We start from the raw sequence: 18,964 nt of genomic DNA, 5'->3' as shown, positions 1-18,964 counted from the left end.
AAGGTACGCGGGCCAGAAGGGCTGGGAGATGACCACGTCCGTGTCGGGCAGTTCGCGGTCGAAGACCGAGCCGGGGCCCTCCTTGTCGGAGGTGACGACGAGCGTGTGGCCGCGGTCCTCAAGGAAGCGGCGCAGCCCGAGCTCGCCAGAGACGCTGCCGAGCAGGTGCCCGGGGGTGAAGTCGACGGCCTTCGGCGTCGGCAGCGTCTGGCCGCCCGGGTAACCACTCAGCGTCGGGAGGTCGTCGCGCGCATACGTCGTGGGGTATCCGTCGACCGGGTCGTCGTACAGCACGCACAGCACCTTTGCCATGGCACCTACTCCTTGTCGGTGGGGGTTGCCCTCACCTTCCGCCCATGAAGATCCACAGGTCAAAGCGTTTGTTCCTATCGGGTGATAGGGCGTGACTATCGCAGGATGATCGTTACGGCTGCCGTGCTGTCAGCCCTTTCGGGACCGGTCGAGGAGCTGCGGAACGGCTACCGCCGGCGCATGCCGTACCTGGTACGCCGCACCCGAGGCGCTGATTGGATGTCGCGGCGCACTCGACCTGTTGTGGCTGGCCGAGTACGCCCCCGAACTCATCGCCGCCGAGCGCCGCCGATACCCGAAGATCGACTGGATCGCCGAACGGATCGGGACGACGAGCCGCGTGGAGACGGTCCCGATCCCGCTCGACTGCGTGGACGGAGGGGCGAGGCACACCCGATGGGCACCCGCGTGTGTCGTCTGACAAGCCTCATGATTGACGCATGAGCAAAGAAGAGCCTCGTCGTCGTCGCAACGCCGCGGCCAGCCGTAACCTCCTGCTCCGCGCGGCAAGCGAGCTGTTCGCCGACCGAGGCTACGACCGCACGACAGCACGCGACATCGGCGAGCGCGCCGGGGTCGATCCCGCGTTGATCGCCCGGTATTTCGGTGGGAAATCGCAGCTCTACGTTGCCGTGCTCCGCTCGGAGAAAGAATCCGAGCCCTTCACGCCGATGACCAGCGGCGACCGGCTGTCACGCATGCTGGACCGCATTGCGCGCAGCGGTCCCGGCCCCGTCTACCAGGCGGTCATTCGTCCTTACGACAACTCCGACGCGCAGAGGGTGTCCCTGGAAGAGCTGTACCGAAGGGGCATCACGCCATTGAGTGAGCACCTCGCGGCGCGAGGCGAGGAACAGCCGGAACTGCGAGCCGAATTTTTCTTCGCGATGTTCATCGGGGTGATCCTTAGCCGCCATGCCGGGACCCTGCCCCATCTTGCCGCTACCACCAAAGAAGAGCTTCTTTCTCTCCTTCAGAGCGTCATCCCGATGAATTGACGGACGACTCCGGCGCCATTGATCAGGCTCCTTCAACGGTAATGCCGCTGGTCACCCGATGTCCGTGAGGCCTCTGGGCGATCTTGGAGGATGAACGTCCGCTGTCCTTGACAGCAGGAGGTATTTGTGCTCATCTTGTCATCAAGTGATGACATCAGTTGATGACATCGGGCGCGATGATCACAGAAGCTGCTGGTCCGCCTCAGTCATGAGCGCTCCGCCGTCGGGACTACGCGTCCCGTACAGGCTCCGGGAAGCCTGATCCTGACGGGCTGGTCGTAGGGCTCCGCAGAGCTTCAAGCGCCGGAACAGAACATCTCGGATTCCCGGCGATTCCTTACTCGAGAGAAACACGTACTCCGATAGGAGTGAACATGAGTTTCCCTGATGATGAGCGGTGGAGCGGCACCGGCGGATGGTGGCTCAGCGGCGGAGTGATCTCTGTGATGGAGCCGGCCACGGGGCGGCAGATCACAAGCTTGGGCCGCGCCGATGTCAGCGACCTGGAAAGGTCGGTGACACAGGCAAGCGAGGCGCAAGCCGCTTGGGCTGCGAGGCCGTTCACAGAGCGGGCCGCCATCCTGCGGCGGGCGGCCGATCTGTGGACACACCATTCCGCGGCCGTCCAGTACTGGCTGATCCACGAGGCGGGCAGCATTCGCCTGAAAGCCGAATTCGAGGTGCACGGCGCTGTCGATGAGTGCTTGGAGGCCGCCGCGCTGCCCTCCCACGCCCTGGGCGAGGTCATGCCATCCGAGAGTGCCCAGTTGAGCATGACGGTTCGCACACCTGTAGGGGTGGTCGGAGTCATCTCGCCGTTCAACCTGCCGCTACTCCTCGCGATCCGTTCCGTGGCGCCTGCCCTTGCTCTGGGCAACGCCGTCATCCTCAAGCCTGACCCGCGGACCTCATACTCCGGAGGCGTCATCCTCGCGAGGATCTTCGAAGAGGCAGGACTGCCTGACGGGCTGCTGCACGTCCTTCCCGGAGGCGGTGACCTTGGTTCGGCGATGGTCACTCACCCCGGCATACGGGCGATCTCGTTCACCGGTTCCACACAGGCCGGCCGCGCGGTCGGTGAGCTCGCCGCGCGGCATTTCACCCGTACGCACCTGGAACTAGGCGGCAACAACGCACTGATCGTGCTTGCCGATGCAGATCTGGACCAGGCCATGAGCGCGGTCGCCTTCGGGAGTTTCTTCAACCAGGGTCAGGGTTGCGTGATCATCGGTCGGCACCTGGTCCACGAATCGATCTATGACGCGTATGTGCACAAGCTTGCTGACCGCGCGTCCGCACTCGTCGTAGGCAACCCGGAATCCGACGAAGTGGCGCTCGGGCCGATCATTGACGCCAAGCAACGCGACAGGATCCACTCCCTCGTCATGGACAGTGTCGCTGCGGGGGCCGAGTTGCTCACGGGCGGGACCTATGACGGCCTTTTCTATCGGCCCACCGTTCTCGCCGAGGCGGGTCCCGGCATTCCCGCTTACGACAACGAGGTGTTCGGCCCGGTGGCGTGCGTCACCCGGTTCTCCACCCTGGACGAGGCCGTCGAGCTGGCATCGAACACCCAGTACGGGCTCGCGCTGGGCATCATCACCGCCGACGTCGCAACCGGCCTTTCGCTGGCCAAGCGCATCCCGACAGGTATGGCTCACGTCAACGACCAGACACTCAAGGACGACGCCCACGTCCCCTTCGGCGGGATGGGCGAGTCGGGCAACTCCGCACGCTTCGGCAGCGCCGCGGCGAACATCGAGGCATACACGGACACCCGCTGGATCACTGTTCACACACAGGTCCCCAGCTATCCGTTCTGACCAATGCCTACACCATCGCACCCAGGTGACGGGTGAGCCTCTGCCCCGTGAGCTACGCGGCTGTTCTCTTCAAGTCAGGATCGGAGCGGCGTGATGGATACGGACGTGTACGACCACATAGTGGTGGGCGCCGGGAGCGCAGGCTGTGTACTGGCGGCCCGGCTGTCGGAGGACAGCGGTACGCGGGTGCTGCTGGTGGAGGCGGGCGGCCCGTACAGTGTCGAGATCGCGGAAAAGATCGCGTCACCGCTCGCATGGCCCGAGCTGCTGGACAGCGCGGCCTGCTGGGGCGACTCCACGGTCACCCAGCGGGCCACCGGTACCTCCACGTTCATTGCTCGTGGCCGCGGCCTGGGCGGCTCGTCCTCCATCAACGCCATGATGTTCGCGCGAGGCCACCGTTCGGGTTACGACGCATGGGAAGCGGCCGGCGCCGCCGGCTGGGCCTACGCCGACCTGCTGCCCTACTTCAGGCGCTCGGAGACGGCGCCTCATCGTGATCCCGCGGTCCGGGGTACGGACGGACCGCTCACGCCGAGGCCCGCGGAACCGCTGAGCCCGCTGATCCTCGCCGGACTGGAGGCCGCAGCCCAGTGCGGGCACCCCACCGCACAGGACGTGAGCTCGGGGTTGGAAGAGGGCTTCGGACGCCCTGACTGGAACATCGTCGACGGCAGGCGGCAGAGCGCCACGGACGCCTACCTCACCCCCGGCGTGCGCGCGCGGACGAACCTGCGCATCATCGGTGGCGCTCTGGTGCACCAGCTGGTCATCGAGCAGGGTCGCTGCACCGGCATCGTCTACGCGCCGCCCGACACGCCAGGCACCCTGGTGACCGTGCGCTCACGCCGTGACGTGGTCCTGACAGCCGGAACCTTCGGCTCCGCGCAGCTCCTCCTCCTGTCCGGAGTGGGACCGCGAGAGCACCTGCACAGTCTCGGCATCCCCGTCGTGCACGACGCGCCGGAAGTCGGCGCGAACCTCCGGGACCACCCGATCAGCAACCTCGTGTACCGCGCAGCCAAGCCCGTGCCCTCAGCGCGCAACCAGCGCAGCGAGGTATGGGGGTTCTGCCGTTCGCCCTACGCGACGGACGGTCCCGATCACCAGATCCTCCTGGTCGACGCGCCCGGCCACCGCTCGCCCGATCTGGGCCAGGCATATTCCCTATCCGTCGTCCTCGCCCGGCCCGCCAGCCGCGGGACCGTACGGCTCGCGAGCGCCAATCCGCTCACCCCGCCTGTGATCGACCCGCGGTACTTGCAGGACGGCGACGACCTCAAAATCATGATCGCGGGCGTGCGGGCCGCACGCCGCATCGGTGCCGCGCCCGCCCTCGCCCCCTGGTGCCACTCGGAGATCGCGCTAGGCCATGGTGCGGACACGGACGAGGAACTGGCCACGTACGTCCGGGACAACCTGGGTAGCATCAACCACCCTGCCGGCACCTGCCGTTTGGGAACGGACGAGCAGTCCGTCGTCGACACCACGCTGTGTGTGCGCGGCGTCGAAGGGCTACGCATCGCCGACGCCTCCGTCATGCCGGGCGCCTTGGTCGGTTTCCCCAACGCCACCGTCTACGCGATCGCCGAACGCGCGGCGCAACTGTTGCGCGATACCCCTGCCCCTGCGGCAACTCGCATATCGACCTGAGTCATAACGAAATTCAGTCGGACCGCGCGAAATCGCTATTGGATGCCCCGATCTCCGGACTTCTACGTTGGAAAAGCACCCCGTCCCATGAGGCGATTCGCCTCAGCATGAAGGGAGTCTCCCATGATCGGCGACATATTCGTCTTCGACCGTGTCTGACGAGGCGCGATTTCCGGCATGCGGAGAACTCTGGGCGGACGTGCCCGACCCGCAGCAATCGGTCATCGGCCGCGCCCGCTCCGACCTCGGCAATCGGGGGCAGTCGCCCGGCAGCATGTCGTCAGCCTGTATGACGAACGCCACCACTGGTACGGTTCGTGCACAGGGTGTCAAACAGGACGATAGCGGGCGGGATGACGGACAAGCGGGACGCCCGAGTGGCGCTCCTGGAAAAGGGGGCCGCCACCAGGCGGGAGGCGCTGGATCTCGAGCGGCGTGCCTGCAGCGCCCCGGAGGCGGAGCATCGAATCCGGGCCTTCTTCCAGGTGCTGGGGCAGGCGGCCCATGTGGCCGAGCCGTACGAAGGATTTCTGAACTCCTTGAGCCGGCGGATCGGGCTGTTGACCGGTCTGGGCGCGGCACGATGACCGTCGTGCGGGGGCCGGAGTCTGCCGAGCCGGCCGGGGGCCGGTCCACGCCCGCGGGCGAGGATGCCAGCGAGATCATGCTGATCGTCCTGCGCATGGGCGAGTTGCTGCTGAGAAGTGGAGCGCCCGCGGCCGACGTGGTGGTCACGATGACGGAGGTCGCCGAGGCCTTCGGGCTGCGGAACTGCGCCGCGGACGTCACCTCGGGCTCCATCGTCCTGTCCTACCGGAGCGGGCCGCGTGCGGTGCCGTTGACCGAGATCAGGGTCGTCCGAGCCGCCGTCCTGGGCTACGCGCGCATCCAGGCCCTGCACCGCTTCGCCGAGCAGATCAGAGGCGGGCGGATGGGCACGCTCGCGGCGGCGGCTCGCCTGGACGAGATCGAGGCCGCACGGCCGGCCCATCCGGCGTGGCAGGTCACCCTGTCGTGGGCGTGCCTCGGCGGCTTCTTCACCGTGATGCTCGGCGGCGGGCCGGTGGTGTTCCTGGCCGCCGCCGCCGTGACCGCGTTCATCGACCGCGCCGGCCGCTGGTTGTCGCGGCGCGGCGTTCCCGCCTTTCATCACGCGGTCCTCGGCGGAGCGGTCGCCACAGCCGTCGCGACCGTGCTCTTCCTCTCCGGCGCGACGACCCAGGCGCCGCTCGTCGTCGCGGGCGGCATCGCGATGTTGTTGCCCGGGTTGTCGTTCGTCGGTGCGGTGCAGGACGCGATCGCGGGATACCTGGTCACCGCCGCGGCGCGGGCGATGGAGACCACGGTGGTCGTCGCAGCGATCGTGGCCGGGGTGGGAACGGTTCTGTACGCGGCGGTCCGTTCGGGGCTACGGGTACCTCAGGTCCAGCCGGACGCGTTGACACCGCACGGCTGGGCGGGGCTGCCTGTGGAGGTTCCGGCCGCGATGATGGTCTGCGTCTGCTTCGCCTTCTGTGTCCAGGCGACGCGGTGGAACATGCTCACCGCCGGATTGGCCGGAGCGGTGGGCTGGACGGTTTACCTGGTGCTCACGCAGGAGTACGGCTTCCCGCCGGCGCTGGCCGTCGCGGTCGCCGCAGTCATCGTCGGGATCGGCGGCCACGCCTTCGCTCGGCGCACCAACGGTACGGCGCTGCTGCACACCGTCGCGGGCATCGTGCCGCTGGCCCCCGGTTACACCATCTACCAGGGCCTGCTACAACTCAGCCATGGCCAGGTCGGGCTGGGGTTCCTGGCCATCGGCCAGGCCGCCGCGATCGGTCTTGCGATCGGAGGCGGCCTGACACTCGGCCAGGCGATCCTCGACCGGCCCTCTCTCGCTTCCCACGCCGGCCGGTAGACCTCTCACGCTTGAACTGGACAGGCCCGGCACTGCGACAAGGGAGCCGGCTCGACCGGGCCGATAGCAGCTTTCGCCACCTTTGAGGATCAAACGCCTATTTAGAGAAGGTTTGTGAGAGAGGCGACAGCCGTTTGCAGAGCGGGGGCGAAGGTGAGCAGTTCCTCGCGGGGCAGGATGAAGGCAACGGTCGAGATGCTGACGCCGCCGACGACGGTATCGGTCCGGTCGAAGACCGGGGCGCCGATGCATCGTATGGTCTTTTCGTTCTCCTCGTCGTCGATGGCATAGCCCTGTTCGCGGATTTGCGCTAGCTCTGCGGACAGCCGCTCGACGTCGGTGATCGTCTCGGACGTCTTGGCGGGCATTCCCGCGGTGGCGAAGATGGACTCCAGCTCGTGCTCCGGCAGATGCGCAAGGATGCTTTTCCCGATCGCCGTGCAGTGCAGGGGCAGGCGCATGCCGACGCGGGAGGCCATCCGGTAGGGCTGGTCGGCCTCGACTTTGTGGACGTAGACGGCGTGGTCGCCGCTGCGCAGCGCGAGGTGGACGGTCTGGCGCACCTCCCGGGAGAGCTTGGTGAGGACGTCGCCGATGCCGGTTGCGCCGGCGGCCTTGACCTCCTCGGCGAGGGCGAGCATGCGCGTGCCCGCGCGGTAACTGCCGCCGCCCTCGCTGGTGATGAAGCCGAGATCGGTGAGCGTTGCGAGGATGCGATGCACGCTGGCCTTCGGAACGCCTGAATCGGCGCAGATGTCGGCGAGCCGGCGCGGTCCGTGTCCGGCGACGGCGGCCTCCAGCACGTTGAGCGTCTTGGTCACCGCGTTGCCCGCCGAGGAGCCCCGGCCGCTGTGACGCACGTTTTCGGTTGGTTCGCCCATTGACAGCCCATTTCGATCATTTTAATGTCTTGAACGATTCCACAAGACAAATTGTGATTCTACATAGTGGAACGACCGCGAGGAGCTAGACGTTGACGAATCCGCTGACCGACGGATTTGCGAGCCGCTGTGCCGTACCGATATCGGGAGTGAGGAAGTCGGCGTGACCCAAAACAACAGCGATCCCGCGAGCAGCGAAGGGACGCCGGTCCTCGTCGCCGTGGGCGAAGGACTGCTGGAGGTGGGCGTGCGTGACGACCTTCCCTCCGACTACCTCGGCCGGGGCTTCGGCGGGGACGTCGCCAACGTGGCCGTCATGGCGGCCCGGATGGGCACCCGGGCCAGGCTGCTGACCCGCCTCGGCGCGGATGCTCCGGGTCGCCTGCTGCTCGACTTCTGGCGGCGTGCGCACCTGGACGTCGAGTGGATCGCCGTTGATCCGTCCGCTCCCACCGGAATGTACGTCAACGCGGTACGGCAGGGCGGGCACGCCTTCGGCTACTACCGGTCCGGCTCGGCGGCGACGCGGCTCAGTGCGGCGGACATGGACAAGCGCCTGCTGGACGGTGCCGGGGCGCTGCACGTCAGCGGGATCTCGCTGGCGATCTCAGGCAGTGCCGCCCAGGCTGCCGAGCGGGCGGCCGAACTGGCCCGCGACAGTGGGGTCGCGGTGACCTTCTGCGTCAACCACCGCAGGATGCTGCGCCCCGATACCGACCGGAATCTCGCGTTCGCCCGCGCCGCCGACATCGTCATCCTGTCCAGCGAGGACGCCCGCGCGGTGCTCGGCACGGACCGTCCCGACCGGGTCAGGGCCGCGCTGGGCGAGGGACCGCAGGAGATCGTGCTGACCGACGGCCCGGCCGGGGCGGTGGTGCTGACCGGCGGTGAGATCCATCGCGTCGCGGCACCACCGGTCGTGGTCGTCGACACTGCGGGCGCCGGCGACGCGCTGGCCGGCGCCTACCTGGCCGGACGGCTCGCCGGGACGGCACCGCCCGACGCGCTCGAACTGGCCGTGATCGCTGGGGCGCTGTCGTGCCGGTGGCCCGGCTGCGCCAGGTCCTACCCGAGCGCGCAGGAGATCGCGCGGGTGCGGGCGGGCGCATCCCCAGATGTCGAGCCGTCCTACGGCGAATCCGCCTGACGCCCGCCGAAAAAGCCACCGGAGCCCGGTCTGCACACCGGGCTCCGGGACCACCCCTCATAGGAGAGGACTACATGAACACCCAGTTTAACCGGGCGCGCCCGCGCGGCGCGGCCCTCGCCCTGGCAGTGGCTTTGACCACGGTGGGCGGCACGGTCGTGTCGCTGCCGCAGCCGGTGCTCGCCCAGTCACAGCAGTCGCCCCAGCAGTCGGCGCAGCCGTCGTTGCGCGTCAGCAAGGTGTCCTCAAACGACGACAAGTCGATCGACATCACCTTCAACAAGGCGCTCGGGTCGGACATCCTGCAGTTCACCGCGGCCAATGCGGCGTACGCGGCCCAGTACATCAAGGTCAGCGGCGGCGTTGCCGGCGGCGCGGACGCGGCGCTCGACGGCCGGCCGCTCTCGCAGATCGCGGGCACGACCGTCCGTCCCGTGGACACCCCTGACCACCGGACACTGAGGGTGGTGCTGGGTGCCGGCGCCACGCTGGACGGCCACACCTACGAGTTGTGGTTCGACGGCGGAAGCGACAAGCTCGGCGACCTGTTCTTCCGGTCCGCGGACGGCGGTGTGCTGCCCGGCTCGTCGACGAAGCGGTCCAAGTTCCGCGGCACCATCCAGGACGCCGCGCTCGCAACCGTCTCGTCCGCCAAGCAGGTGGACGCGCGCACGGTCGACGTTACGTTCGCCGGGACGGTCTGGTCGGGGATGCCGGCCGGCGCCTACACCGGAACGACCATCACGCTCACGAGCGGCGACTCGTCCGTCCACCCGGTGTACGTGGAAAGCCTCGCCGGGACCAGCCAGCGCGGCTACCGGCTGTACTTCGGCGCCGACCTGAACAGCGACGTCTCGTATCAGCTGACCCTCGGCACCGGCCTGAGACTGACGACGAACGCGGGACCGGCCACCACCGAGGTCGGCGCGACCGTCGAGGGCGGCGGAGGCGCCTACACGGCTCCGAAGATCGCCGGTGCCGAGGTCGGGGCCTCCGGCGACAGGATCGAGGTCCGGTTCAGCCACCGGATCGCCAAGGCCGGCGACCTGGCGGTGAAGGAGACCAAGACCGGCGTGAGCGGCACGAACGTCACGGCCGACCAGGTCCGCGAACTGCTGCGCTTCACCGGCCTCACCACCACCTCCGGCCAGGACGTGAGCCAGGCGCTGCGCGACGACGCGGCGTACTTCTCCGACGCGTCCACCCTTGTGATCAAGCTGGACAGCGGACAGACCCTCAGGGCCGGCGCGCGCGGCGGGGTGGCGCTGGCCAACGGGGCTGTCACCGACGTCACCGGCACGGCCAACACGAGCACCGCGTCCGTGTCCGTCCAGGCCCCGAGGCACGTCACCTCGGCGGGTACCGGCTTCAACTCGAACGGCCCGGATTACCTCAAGGTCAACACACACGCCACCACCGTCTTCGAGCGCTACGACTACAAGGTCAGCGACGACGGTGTGTCCGTCCGGTCGGACGGCGTGGCCGACAAGGTGGTCGGGCAGACCATCAAGACCATCGAGGTGGAGAACAAGTACATCAAGGCGACGTTCGCGCCCAGCTACGGCGGCCGTCTCCTCTCGATCATCTACAAGCCGACCGGGCACGATCTGCTGTACACCAACCCCGTCGGCACCCCGTACGGGTTCTCCAGCGCGGCGCCCGGGACGCCTGGCAACTCGCCGTTCTACCAGAACTGGCTGATGGTGTACGGCGGCGTGTTCCCGACGCTCACCGAAGCCGAGCACGGCAAGTACTGGAATGTGCCGTGGGACTACAAGGTCGACCAGAGTAACGGCAAGTTCTCGGTCACCATGACCAAGACCGACGACGTCGACTACCCGTTCAAGCCGTCCAAGTACGTGCACGGCGCCACCGGCATCAAGACGTCCGTCACCTACTCCGTGGACGCGCACAAGCCGACCGTCGATATGACGGTCAGCCTGAACAACCCGAGCGCGCAGGACAAGCAGTACGAGTACTGGACGTGCACGACTCTCGCGCCGGGCGCCCCATCGCACTCGGGATCCCCGACGATGTCGGTCGTCTCGCCGGTCAAGACGATCTACCGCGACCCTGGCTACAGATGGATGGAGGGCGTCGAACAGCCCGCCGGTCCCGCCGGCTCCGGCCTGCTCAAGCTGGACAAGCTCAAGCAGATGTCCAACTGGACCAATTCGGGCATCGCCTACGGCCAGGACCTGGCCACCATGCAGCAGGGCGATTGGTGGGGCGTCGTCAACCACGAGAACGACGAGGGCGTCGTCCGGGTCGGCGACAACACCAAGACCCCCGGCATGAAGTTCTGGGAGTGGGGCCAGAACGGCTCCTTCGACACCAACATCTACAGCAAGGGCAACTCGGCCCGCCCCTACATCGAGCTTTGGGCCGGTGTGTCCATGAAGTTCTTCAGCCCCGCCACGCTCAAGGCCGGGCAGACCCTGTCGTGGACGGAAACGTTCCTGCCGACGATGGACCTCGGCGACGTCACCAACGCGAACGCCGACGGCGCCGCGGACGTCAAGGTGGACGCGTCGGGCAACGTCACCGGCCGGCTGTTCGCAACCGCGATCGGGCAGAAGCTGCGCGCGACCCTGGTCGACGCCACGACCGGCAAGGCGTTGGACAAGAGCGCCTTCACCGGGTCGGCGAACACCTCGGTCAAGCTCAAGGGCAAGGTCGCGCCGGGCGCGCAGGCCCGGCTGGTGCTCACCGACACCCACGGCACCACCCTGCTCACGGCCGAGTCCGGCACCTGATGGGGGTCGCCTGCCGGCGCGTCATCTGGCAGGCGGGAGATCTACGTCGTCACCAGGTTGAACAGCGCCGACCAGATCGGCCGCCTCGGGCTCGACCGGGCCATCAAGGTGCTCTGACGGCAAGGAGGTGGAGAAGGACACGGTGGCCGAGTCGCCACAGATCACCAAGGAGAACGCAGGAGCACATCCAGAAGGGCACGTTCTGACGGTTGTGCCGGAACCGGGGCAGCGGTCACTGCGCCGGCAACGGTACGGCGGAACGGGCACTGAGCAAGGCAAGCATCTGAACCTGGGGTTGCACAACAACAAGCAGAGGAGATGCAGTGCGTAGTAAGCGAACAGTGAGGATCGGTATCGCCGGACTCGTCATCGCGGCGGCCGCGATCCCGGGCGTGAACGTCCCGGCCACCGCGGCCACGCCGGACGCCGAGTCGGCGGCGGCCACCGCCGGCTGGCAACTGAAGTACTCGGAGGACTTCCAGGGCCGCGAGAAGGACCTGAACACGGACTCGAGTCCGTGGATCCGCTGGACCGGTGACCAGCCCGTCGACACGATCATGGACGACTACGGGGACTGGTGGAAGAACGACTACGGCCCCGACATGCAAGCGGCGCTGAACAGCTTCGCGACATACCGCAAGGACGTGCAATTCGGCAAGGACGGCTGGCTGACCGCCTCATTATCGGCCCGCGACTGGGACAAGAACGGCACTCCGGAGCGGCCGCCGACAATCTCGACCGAGAAGGCGAAGGGCGGCAACGTTCTTAAGATCAGTTCACCGGATTCCTACGACGGCGCGCTCGTCACCACCACGCAGAAGTTGCCACCCGAATACCGTCTCGAGTACCACCTCAAGACGCTCGACTTCGGCGGGGAGCGCAACGGCAGCGTCTTCTACGACGGCAAAGAGAACGGGTACACGCCCGTTGCCGGCGAGTGCAAGACGCAGTTCCCGTACGCGGAAGGCATCGGGACCAAGGGGTGGAACAGCCAGATCACGACAAATCCGTGTGACTGGCAGAGCGTGACGAATGGTCCCTTCGGATACAACGCCTTCCACCTGCTCGGCATCGTCGACTTCTCCAACCCGCAGCCGGCGAACCTGCACTTCTGGCACTACCGGCGGAAGATCCTCATGGACTCGTTCGCCCAGCACCCCGACCGGATCGGCACGGGAAGCGGCGGGCGCATCTGTGACCCGACGACTAACACGTACTACCCGATCCGCGACAGCACCAACAACATCATCGACATGTGGATCAACGGCCTGCCGAACTACAAGCCTGGCAAGGGCGGAATCACCGGCAACTCGCAGTGGTTCATGACCACCTGTTCCGACGGTGTCGCCGAGCCGGTGTCGCCGTCCGCGGCGGCAGAGATGATCCCCGAACTGATGCCGAACAGCGACTACATCTTCGCCGTCGAGCGGGACAAGACCGGCTACACCGAAGAGGTCACCGGAACGTTCCTGCACGGCGGGCACCGGACGATCCGCTTCCACCGGGACTTCGTCGTCGACAACGTGCCGATCTGGCACTACAACAACACGCCCGATCAGTACGACGGCCGCTACAACGGCACTCTCGTACAGAACGGCGTCTACGACCACCAGGAGTGGCCGGACCAGTGGCCGGCCGGCTCGGGTTACCCCGACTTCCCCGTGATCGGCGACCCGTACACCGACGCTGGTGAGGGCACCGCGACGATCGACTCGATCAAGCTGTACGTCCCCAAGCACAAGTAGACGCAACGAGGAAATCGAGGAGGAGGGTCGGGTCGCCCGACCCTCCTCTTCTCACACCACCGCTGATGTGACGCCTTCGCTCCCCGGTTCAGGTGGCGCGGGTGTCGTACGTCGCACGGTTGGCGAGCACATCGTCCATGTGCATCTCGGCCCAGGTCTTGAGGCCGCGCATCATCTGGTGCAGTGAGAGACCCAGGTCGGTCAGCTCGTAAGAGACCGTGACGGGCACGGTCGGCGTCGCGGTGCGGGTGATGAGACCGTCACGCTCCAAAGAGCGCAGCGTCTGAGTGAGCATCTTCTGACTGACGCCGGCCAGCAGGCGGGACAACTCCGAGTAACGCATCGACCGGGGCTCACCGGCGCAGTAGGCGCCGAATTGATGCGAGCCGTCGCTGCCCAGCGCGGCCAGGACCAACGTGACCCACTTGTCGGAGATCCGGTCGAGCAGCTTGCGGCTAGGACATGCCGCTAGGAAAGCGTCATATTCCGCCTTGGTCTGTGCCCTCTTCTGGGCTGCCGTCATCGTCGCCATCGACCGAGGGACCCCAACCCGGCTCGCTCGCTGAGCCGTTCGAGACGCTCGTCGAACTCCAGCAGCAGGGCCTGATCCGGCACCTCGGGGTGAGCAACGCGACGGTGGAACAGGTCGCCGAGGCACAGGCGATCGCGCCGATCGTATGCGTGCAGAACATGTACAACCTCGCATACCGCCAAGACGACGAGCTGATCGACAGGCTGGCCGAACAGGGCATCGCCTACGTGCCCTACTTCCCTCTTGGTGGCTTCAGCCCACTGCAGTCCTCGGCGCTCTCGACCGTAGCGGCCTGGTTGGACGCGACGCCGATGTCTGTCGCCCTGGCCTGGCTACTGCATCGGTCGCCGAACATCCTGCTAATCCCCGGCACCTCGTCCACGGCGCACCTGCGCGAGAACATCGCCGGCGCGGGACTCTCGCTCTCCGACGAGGACCTTGCCGAGCTGGGCAAGATCGGCCGCTGACGAGGCATCCGCTGTCTTATCGAGGGACTCGTCCTATCACGACACCGGGCCAGGGCCCCCTCGAACGTCGATAGTGGTCGCTCGAACAGCGCGGTGCCGGGTCGGCGCCGCGCTGTGCGGTGAGGCCGTGCCGGCTACCTGCGGGCGGGCCTTGTCGCTCATATGTATGTCGTGTAATTTAATGACACGACACACAATCCTGTGAAGGGCTCTGAAATGACCGCATCGACCGATCCGATCGCGCGTGTCTCCGTCATCAGCACCGGCTCGGTGGCCATCCGGCCAGAGCATGTCGGGCCGACGTGGAAAAACCTCTACTTCTGGCTGTTCACCTCGACACGGTGGACCGCGCCCCGGCCGATCAACGTCTACGTGATCGAACATCGCGATGGTGTGGTGCTGTTCGACACCGGGCAGGACCGCGCCTCGGTGACCGACCCGGACTACTTCCCTGGCGGAATCTACGGGCTGATCTATTCACGCCTCGCGAAATTCGCCATCGAACCCGACCAGACGCTCTCGGCCGGCCTGTCCCGGCTGGGATACGCCATCCACGACGTCGACACCGCGGTGATCTCCCACCTTCACCAGGACCACATCGGCGGCCTCCCGCTGCTCGGCCACGCCGACATCATCGTCAGCCACGACGAATGGCAGTCCCTGCACCAGCCGCTTCCGGAGGCCCGCGGCCTGATGTCCTCGCACATCGACCTGCCGGGGCTCAACTGGAACCTGATCACACCCGAACCGCTCGCGGATCCGACTTTGGCGCCCTTCAGCATCGGCCACGACCTGTTCGGCGACGGAAGCCTCACGCTCCTGCCAACTCCCGGGCACACACCGGGCTCGCTGTCCCTGCTGATCCGCCGCCCCGGCCACGCTCCGCTGATCCTGGTCGGCGACCTCACCTACGACGCAGACCTCCTGGCCGACGGCAAGCTGCCCGGAGTGGGCGACAAGAAGCAGATGCGCGACGCGGTGGGCAAGGTGAACGCCCTACGCGCCACGATGCCCGGTCTGGTGGTTCTGGCGGCCCACGACCCCAGCGCGGCCGACCGCCTCACCACGCCGCTCAACCCGGTTCCGAGCGCATGACTCTGCGCATGACTTTGGGCGTCATCCGACGTCCCCATCTGCCCGGCTCCTGCATTCACCCAAGGAGTGAACGATGATCACAGGCTTGTTCGGATCCTCACGGAGGGGAAGGAACGTGAGGTTCGCCAACACGTTGCGCGTCGAGCGCCAGGTCAGCGTGGTGTTCGACTATCTGGCGGATCTGCGCAACCTGCCCGCGTGGAACTACGCGATTCACATAACACAACCGGTCACGCCGGGACCGGTGGGCCCCGGCACCGTGTTCGAGCAGTTCCGCACCCTGCCCAGGCCCATGTGGGAACGGCTCGAGATCGTCGAGTACGAGCGCGACCGCCGCCTCGTGATAGAGGGCGGCTTCGGCCCCTTCCAGGGGCGCGCGATCTACGATCTGGAGAGGTCCGCCACCGCGACCGACCTCGTCAACGAGATCGAACTCCAGGCGGGCACCCTGAGCGTGCCGAGTGGCCTGCTGACCCGTGGCATGACCGGTGCCGTCGCGCGAAATCTGCGAGTTTTGAAGGACATCCTCGAGTCTCCCGACGCGGGGGCACGTTGAGTGCCTCAGCAACGAACTCTTCCGATCATCCGGCCAGGTCCGGCACTGTGATCGTCGCCTGCGCGAGGCCTGAGATCTGATCGGGCGGCGGGGACCGCTGCGCGGAAGGTGTGGCGGTACGCGGTGGGCGACACTCCCAAGGCGGCGGTCATGTGCTGCCGCAGTGAGGCGCCTGTTCCGAAACCCGCCTCCACGGCGACTCCGTCCACTGGTAGGTCGGTGGTCTCCAGCAGGCGGCGGGCGTGTTCGACGCGCTGTCGGATGAGCCACTGACCCGGTGTCATGCCGACCTCCTCCCGGAAGCGGCGGGAGAAGGTGCGGACGCTCATCTGGGCATGCCGGGCCATGCTGGACAGAGTGATGGGCCCGTGGAGGCGCTCGAGCACCCACGCGCGGGTCGCGGACGTGGACGAGGCCGCCGACTCCGGGACGGGCCGTTCGATGAACTGCGCCTGGCCACCCTCCCGCCACGGTGGTACGACACAGCGCCGCGCCACCTGGTTGGCGATCTCGGCTCCGTGGTCGCGGCGCACCAGATGGAGGCACAGGTCGATCCCCGCTGCCACGCCGGCGGCGGTGAGAACGTCCCCGTCGTCCACGAACAGCACGTTGGCATCCACGTTGACCTGCGGGAACATCCGCTGAAAATGCTCGGCGACGTTCCAGTGGGAGGTCGCGGGACGACCGTCGAGCAGGCCCGCGGCGGCAAGCACGTAGGACGCCGTGCAGATGGACATCACTCGCGTTCCGGGGCGGATCCGGGCCAGCGTGGCGGCGACGGGACCGGGCAGCCAGTCCTGTGTGTCCTCGGGTTCGCATACGAACGGCGGGATCACCACGGTGTCGGCCGTGGCGACGACATCGATGCCGTACTCCACGGTGATGCTGAAGTCGGCGCTGGTTCGGACGGGTCCAGCCGTGACGCCGCAGGTCACCACTTCATAGAGCGGCTCTCCTTCGGCTCCTGTCGCGGTGCCGAAGATCCGCTGCGGGATCGTCAACTCGAACGGGTACACGCCATCCAGGGCCAGGACCACGACGCGATGCATGGCCAGATCCTTCCACATATTGGCGATCTAGCCACTCGCCGAGGGTTCGACCCGGATGGCAGCCTGGGCGAACCCGGCGGTCCGGCCGGGACGGCTCCAGACAGGAGACATGTCATGCGTGCGGTGATCCAGGACGACTTCGGCGGGCCCGAGGTGCTGAAGATCGCAAACGTGGAACGGCCCGAGCCGGGCCCGGCGGAGGTGCTGGTCCGCGTGCGCGCGGCCGCGGTCAACCCGACGGACGTCTGGCACAGGATGACCGGCGGGCTGGCAGGGCGGGTCGTCCGGCTGGGCTGGGACGTGTCCGGCGTGGTCGAGGCCGTCGGCACGGGCGTCACACTCTTCGTGCCGGGCGACGAGGTCATGGGCCTGCCACGCCACCCGTCGCCGGCAGGGACGCACGCCGAGTATGTGGTCTCCCCGGCACGGCATCTCGTGCGCAAGCCCGCCTCGTTGACCGACGAGGAAGCCGGAGCGCTTCCGCTGGCCGGCCTGACCGCCTGGCAGGCGCTCGCCGAAATCGCCGACGTACGACCGGGGCAGCGCGTGCTCGTCCACGCCGCGGCGGGCGGCGTCGGGCATATCGCGGTCCAGATCGCAAAGGCGCGCGGGGCGTACGTCATCGGCACGGCTCGCGCGGCCAAGCACGAGTTTCTCCGCCGGCTCGGCGCGGACGAGCTGATCGATTACACGGAGGTGCATTTCGACGAGGTGCTGAGCGACCTGGACATGGTGATCGACACCATAGGCGGCTCGTATGGCCCGCGCTCGCTGCGTACTCTCCGCGCGGGCGGCATCGTGGTGTCCCTCGCCTCTCCCGGCGAGGCGTATCTGGCAGGCGAAGCGCGGGCTGCCGGAAAGCGGGCCACATTCATGGTCGTCGAGTCGGACCAGGCGGGGCTACGGGAACTCGCGGCACTCGCCGAGGCGGGCCGGCTGCGCCCCGAGATCGCCGCCGTCCTCCCTCTGGACGCCGTCGCCAAGGCTCACGACCTCCTCCAGACCGGCCGCACCACCGGCAAAATCGTTCTCACGCTGCCCTGATGCAGGCCGCGGCGGCTCAGGGGCGGAAGGTCCGGCGGTAGGTCTCGGGTGGCACGCCGAGTTGCTGGCTGAAGTGGCGGCGCAGTGTGGTCGCGGTGCCCATGCCCGTCCGCGACGCGATCTGCTCGACGCTCAGGTCTGAGGTCTCCAGCAGTTCCTGTGCGCGCCGTACCCGCTGGATCAGCAGCCAGCGCAGCGGGCTGGTCCCGGCTACCGCGTTGAAGTGCCGTGCGAGGTTGCGTGAGCTCATCCCGGCCTCACACGCGAGGTCGTGCACCGTCAGCGGGTGCTCCAGTCGTTCCAGCACCCACGACATGAGTTCGGCGAGGACATGGTTCCGGCCATGTGCGACCGCGGCCGGGATGAACTGGGCCTGGCCTCCCGGGCGGTGCGGGGGAACCACGAGGCTGCGCGCGAGCGCGTTGGCCACCGCCGTGCCGTGGTCGGTCCGTACGAGATGCAGGCACAGGTCCATGCCGGCGGCCTTGCCGGCCGAGGTCAGCACATCGCCCTCGTCGACGTAGAGCACGTCGGGGTCGACGCGGACCGCGGGATACCGGTCGTGCAGCAGCGCCGTGTGCGCCCAATGCGTGGTCGCGCGCCGGCCGTCGAGCAGGCCGGCCTCGGCGAGCACGAACGCGCCGGTACACAGAGAGGCCACCCGGGCGCCGGCCCGATGGGCCGCACGGACGGCGTCGACCAGCGCCGGCGGTGGCGGTTCCGCGGCGTCGCGACAGGACGGAACGATCACCGTGTCGGCGTCGGCCAGCGCCTCCAGGTCGTGCCGGATGCCGGCCCTGAGCCAGCCGCCGACCTCCGCGTCGTTCTGGCCGCAGATGGCGAAGTCGTACCAAGGGTGGGCGAGCTCACGGTCGACGCCGAAGACCTCGCAGGCCGCGGCGAGCTCGAACAGTGGGGTGCCGTCGGTGACAGCCAGAGCGACGGAGGACATGTCCGAAACTGTACGGGATACGTCGCTGCGGACACTGGGCTGTGCCCGATCACA

General features: G+C 67.5%; 17 protein-coding genes and 1 pseudogene. 13 read left to right on the top strand and 5 right to left on the bottom strand.

Going from position 1 to position 18,964, the window contains the following annotated elements; translation table 11 throughout:
- Positions 1 to 312 (bottom strand): annotated as a pseudogene (locus Pth03_RS24840) (NAD-dependent formate dehydrogenase); the annotation flags it as partial.
- Between the two features lie 241 nt (positions 313 to 553).
- Here Pth03_RS24840 and Pth03_RS24835 point away from each other — a divergent pair.
- From Pth03_RS24835 to Pth03_RS24810, 6 genes are all read left to right on the top strand, one after another.
- Complete coding sequence (locus Pth03_RS24835) at positions 554 to 733, top strand: hypothetical protein (RefSeq protein WP_203946781.1); 180 nt, start codon at positions 554 to 556, stop codon at positions 731 to 733.
- 19 nt (positions 734 to 752) lie between these two features.
- Positions 753 to 1,310: a TetR/AcrR family transcriptional regulator gene (locus tag Pth03_RS24830; protein ID WP_203946780.1), complete on the top strand. Its 558-nt coding sequence runs from the start codon at positions 753 to 755 to the stop codon at positions 1,308 to 1,310.
- A gap of 446 nt (positions 1,311 to 1,756) precedes the next feature.
- Positions 1,757 to 3,133, top strand: coding sequence for a benzaldehyde dehydrogenase (locus tag Pth03_RS24825; RefSeq protein ID WP_239119336.1), 1,377 nt, complete (start codon positions 1,757 to 1,759; stop codon positions 3,131 to 3,133).
- A gap of 93 nt (positions 3,134 to 3,226) precedes the next feature.
- On the top strand, positions 3,227 to 4,786 hold the full coding sequence (locus Pth03_RS24820) for a GMC family oxidoreductase (RefSeq protein WP_203946778.1): 1,560 nt from the start codon (positions 3,227 to 3,229) through the stop codon (positions 4,784 to 4,786).
- Between the two features lie 353 nt (positions 4,787 to 5,139).
- Entirely contained in the window at positions 5,140 to 5,373 is a 234-nt protein-coding gene (locus tag Pth03_RS24815) for a hypothetical protein (protein ID WP_203946777.1), read from the top strand.
- Positions 5,370 to 6,686, top strand: a complete 1,317-nt coding sequence (locus tag Pth03_RS24810) for a threonine/serine exporter family protein (RefSeq protein WP_203946776.1) — start codon at positions 5,370 to 5,372, stop codon at positions 6,684 to 6,686. Before Pth03_RS24815 ends, Pth03_RS24810 begins: the two co-directional genes overlap by 4 nt.
- Positions 6,687 to 6,787: 101 nt before the next feature.
- Here the strand turns inward: Pth03_RS24810 and Pth03_RS24805 are convergent, their stop codons facing one another.
- The gene (locus tag Pth03_RS24805; protein WP_203946775.1) at positions 6,788 to 7,507 is read right to left on the bottom strand and encodes an IclR family transcriptional regulator; all 720 of its coding nucleotides are present in this window, start codon (positions 7,505 to 7,507) and stop codon (positions 6,788 to 6,790) included.
- Positions 7,508 to 7,730: 223 nt separating this feature from the next.
- On the opposite strand from Pth03_RS24805, the gene Pth03_RS24800 reads away from it, so the two are divergent.
- The 3 genes from Pth03_RS24800 (at position 7,731) to Pth03_RS24790 (ending at position 13,215) form a co-directional block, all read left to right on the top strand.
- On the top strand, positions 7,731 to 8,714 hold the full coding sequence (locus tag Pth03_RS24800) for a sugar kinase (RefSeq protein WP_203946774.1): 984 nt from the start codon (positions 7,731 to 7,733) through the stop codon (positions 8,712 to 8,714).
- 74 nt (positions 8,715 to 8,788) lie between these two features.
- Positions 8,789 to 11,470 (top strand): DUF5107 domain-containing protein, encoded by a 2,682-nt coding sequence (locus Pth03_RS24795; protein WP_203946773.1) that lies wholly within the window; start codon positions 8,789 to 8,791, stop codon positions 11,468 to 11,470.
- 341 nt (positions 11,471 to 11,811) lie between these two features.
- A complete protein-coding gene (locus tag Pth03_RS24790) occupies positions 11,812 to 13,215 on the top strand; it encodes a hypothetical protein (protein WP_203946772.1) in 1,404 nt (467 codons plus the stop codon).
- Positions 13,216 to 13,303: 88 nt separating this feature from the next.
- Here the strand turns inward: Pth03_RS24790 and Pth03_RS24785 are convergent, their stop codons facing one another.
- Positions 13,304 to 13,747 (bottom strand): winged helix-turn-helix transcriptional regulator, encoded by a 444-nt coding sequence (locus Pth03_RS24785; protein ID WP_203946771.1) that lies wholly within the window; start codon positions 13,745 to 13,747, stop codon positions 13,304 to 13,306.
- On the opposite strand from Pth03_RS24785, the gene Pth03_RS24780 reads away from it, so the two are divergent.
- The 3 genes from Pth03_RS24780 to Pth03_RS24770 all read left to right on the top strand — a co-directional run bounded on the left by Pth03_RS24780 (position 13,714) and on the right by Pth03_RS24770 (position 15,865).
- A complete protein-coding gene (locus Pth03_RS24780; RefSeq protein ID WP_275413196.1) occupies positions 13,714 to 14,214 on the top strand; it encodes an aldo/keto reductase in 501 nt (166 codons plus the stop codon). The genes Pth03_RS24785 and Pth03_RS24780 overlap by 34 nt on opposite strands.
- Before the next feature lie 216 nt (positions 14,215 to 14,430).
- Positions 14,431 to 15,309 (top strand): N-acyl homoserine lactonase family protein, encoded by an 879-nt coding sequence (locus tag Pth03_RS24775; protein ID WP_203946770.1) that lies wholly within the window; start codon positions 14,431 to 14,433, stop codon positions 15,307 to 15,309.
- A 115-nt stretch (positions 15,310 to 15,424) separates the two neighbouring features.
- The gene (locus tag Pth03_RS24770; RefSeq protein WP_203946769.1) at positions 15,425 to 15,865 is read left to right on the top strand and encodes an SRPBCC family protein; all 441 of its coding nucleotides are present in this window, start codon (positions 15,425 to 15,427) and stop codon (positions 15,863 to 15,865) included.
- 5 nt (positions 15,866 to 15,870) lie between these two features.
- Here the strand turns inward: Pth03_RS24770 and Pth03_RS24765 are convergent, their stop codons facing one another.
- Positions 15,871 to 16,914: a GlxA family transcriptional regulator gene (locus tag Pth03_RS24765; RefSeq protein ID WP_203946768.1), complete on the bottom strand. Its 1,044-nt coding sequence runs from the start codon at positions 16,912 to 16,914 to the stop codon at positions 15,871 to 15,873.
- Positions 16,915 to 17,028: 114 nt separating this feature from the next.
- Between Pth03_RS24765 and Pth03_RS24760 the strand changes: the two genes are divergently transcribed.
- The gene (locus Pth03_RS24760) at positions 17,029 to 17,958 is read left to right on the top strand and encodes an NADP-dependent oxidoreductase (RefSeq protein ID WP_203946767.1); all 930 of its coding nucleotides are present in this window, start codon (positions 17,029 to 17,031) and stop codon (positions 17,956 to 17,958) included.
- Positions 17,959 to 17,974: 16 nt separating this feature from the next.
- Here Pth03_RS24760 and Pth03_RS24755 read toward each other — a convergent pair whose 3' ends face one another.
- Complete coding sequence (locus Pth03_RS24755; RefSeq protein ID WP_203946766.1) at positions 17,975 to 18,910, bottom strand: helix-turn-helix domain-containing protein; 936 nt, start codon at positions 18,908 to 18,910, stop codon at positions 17,975 to 17,977.
- Positions 18,911 to 18,964: the final 54 nt, after the last annotated feature.

Origin of the sequence: Planotetraspora thailandica (assembly GCF_016863335.1) — a bacterium.
Lineage (GTDB): Bacteria > Actinomycetota > Actinomycetes > Streptosporangiales > Streptosporangiaceae > Planotetraspora > Planotetraspora thailandica.
The sequence above is the reverse complement of the archived record's forward strand: the minus strand, read 5'-3'. Positions and strand labels throughout refer to the sequence as shown.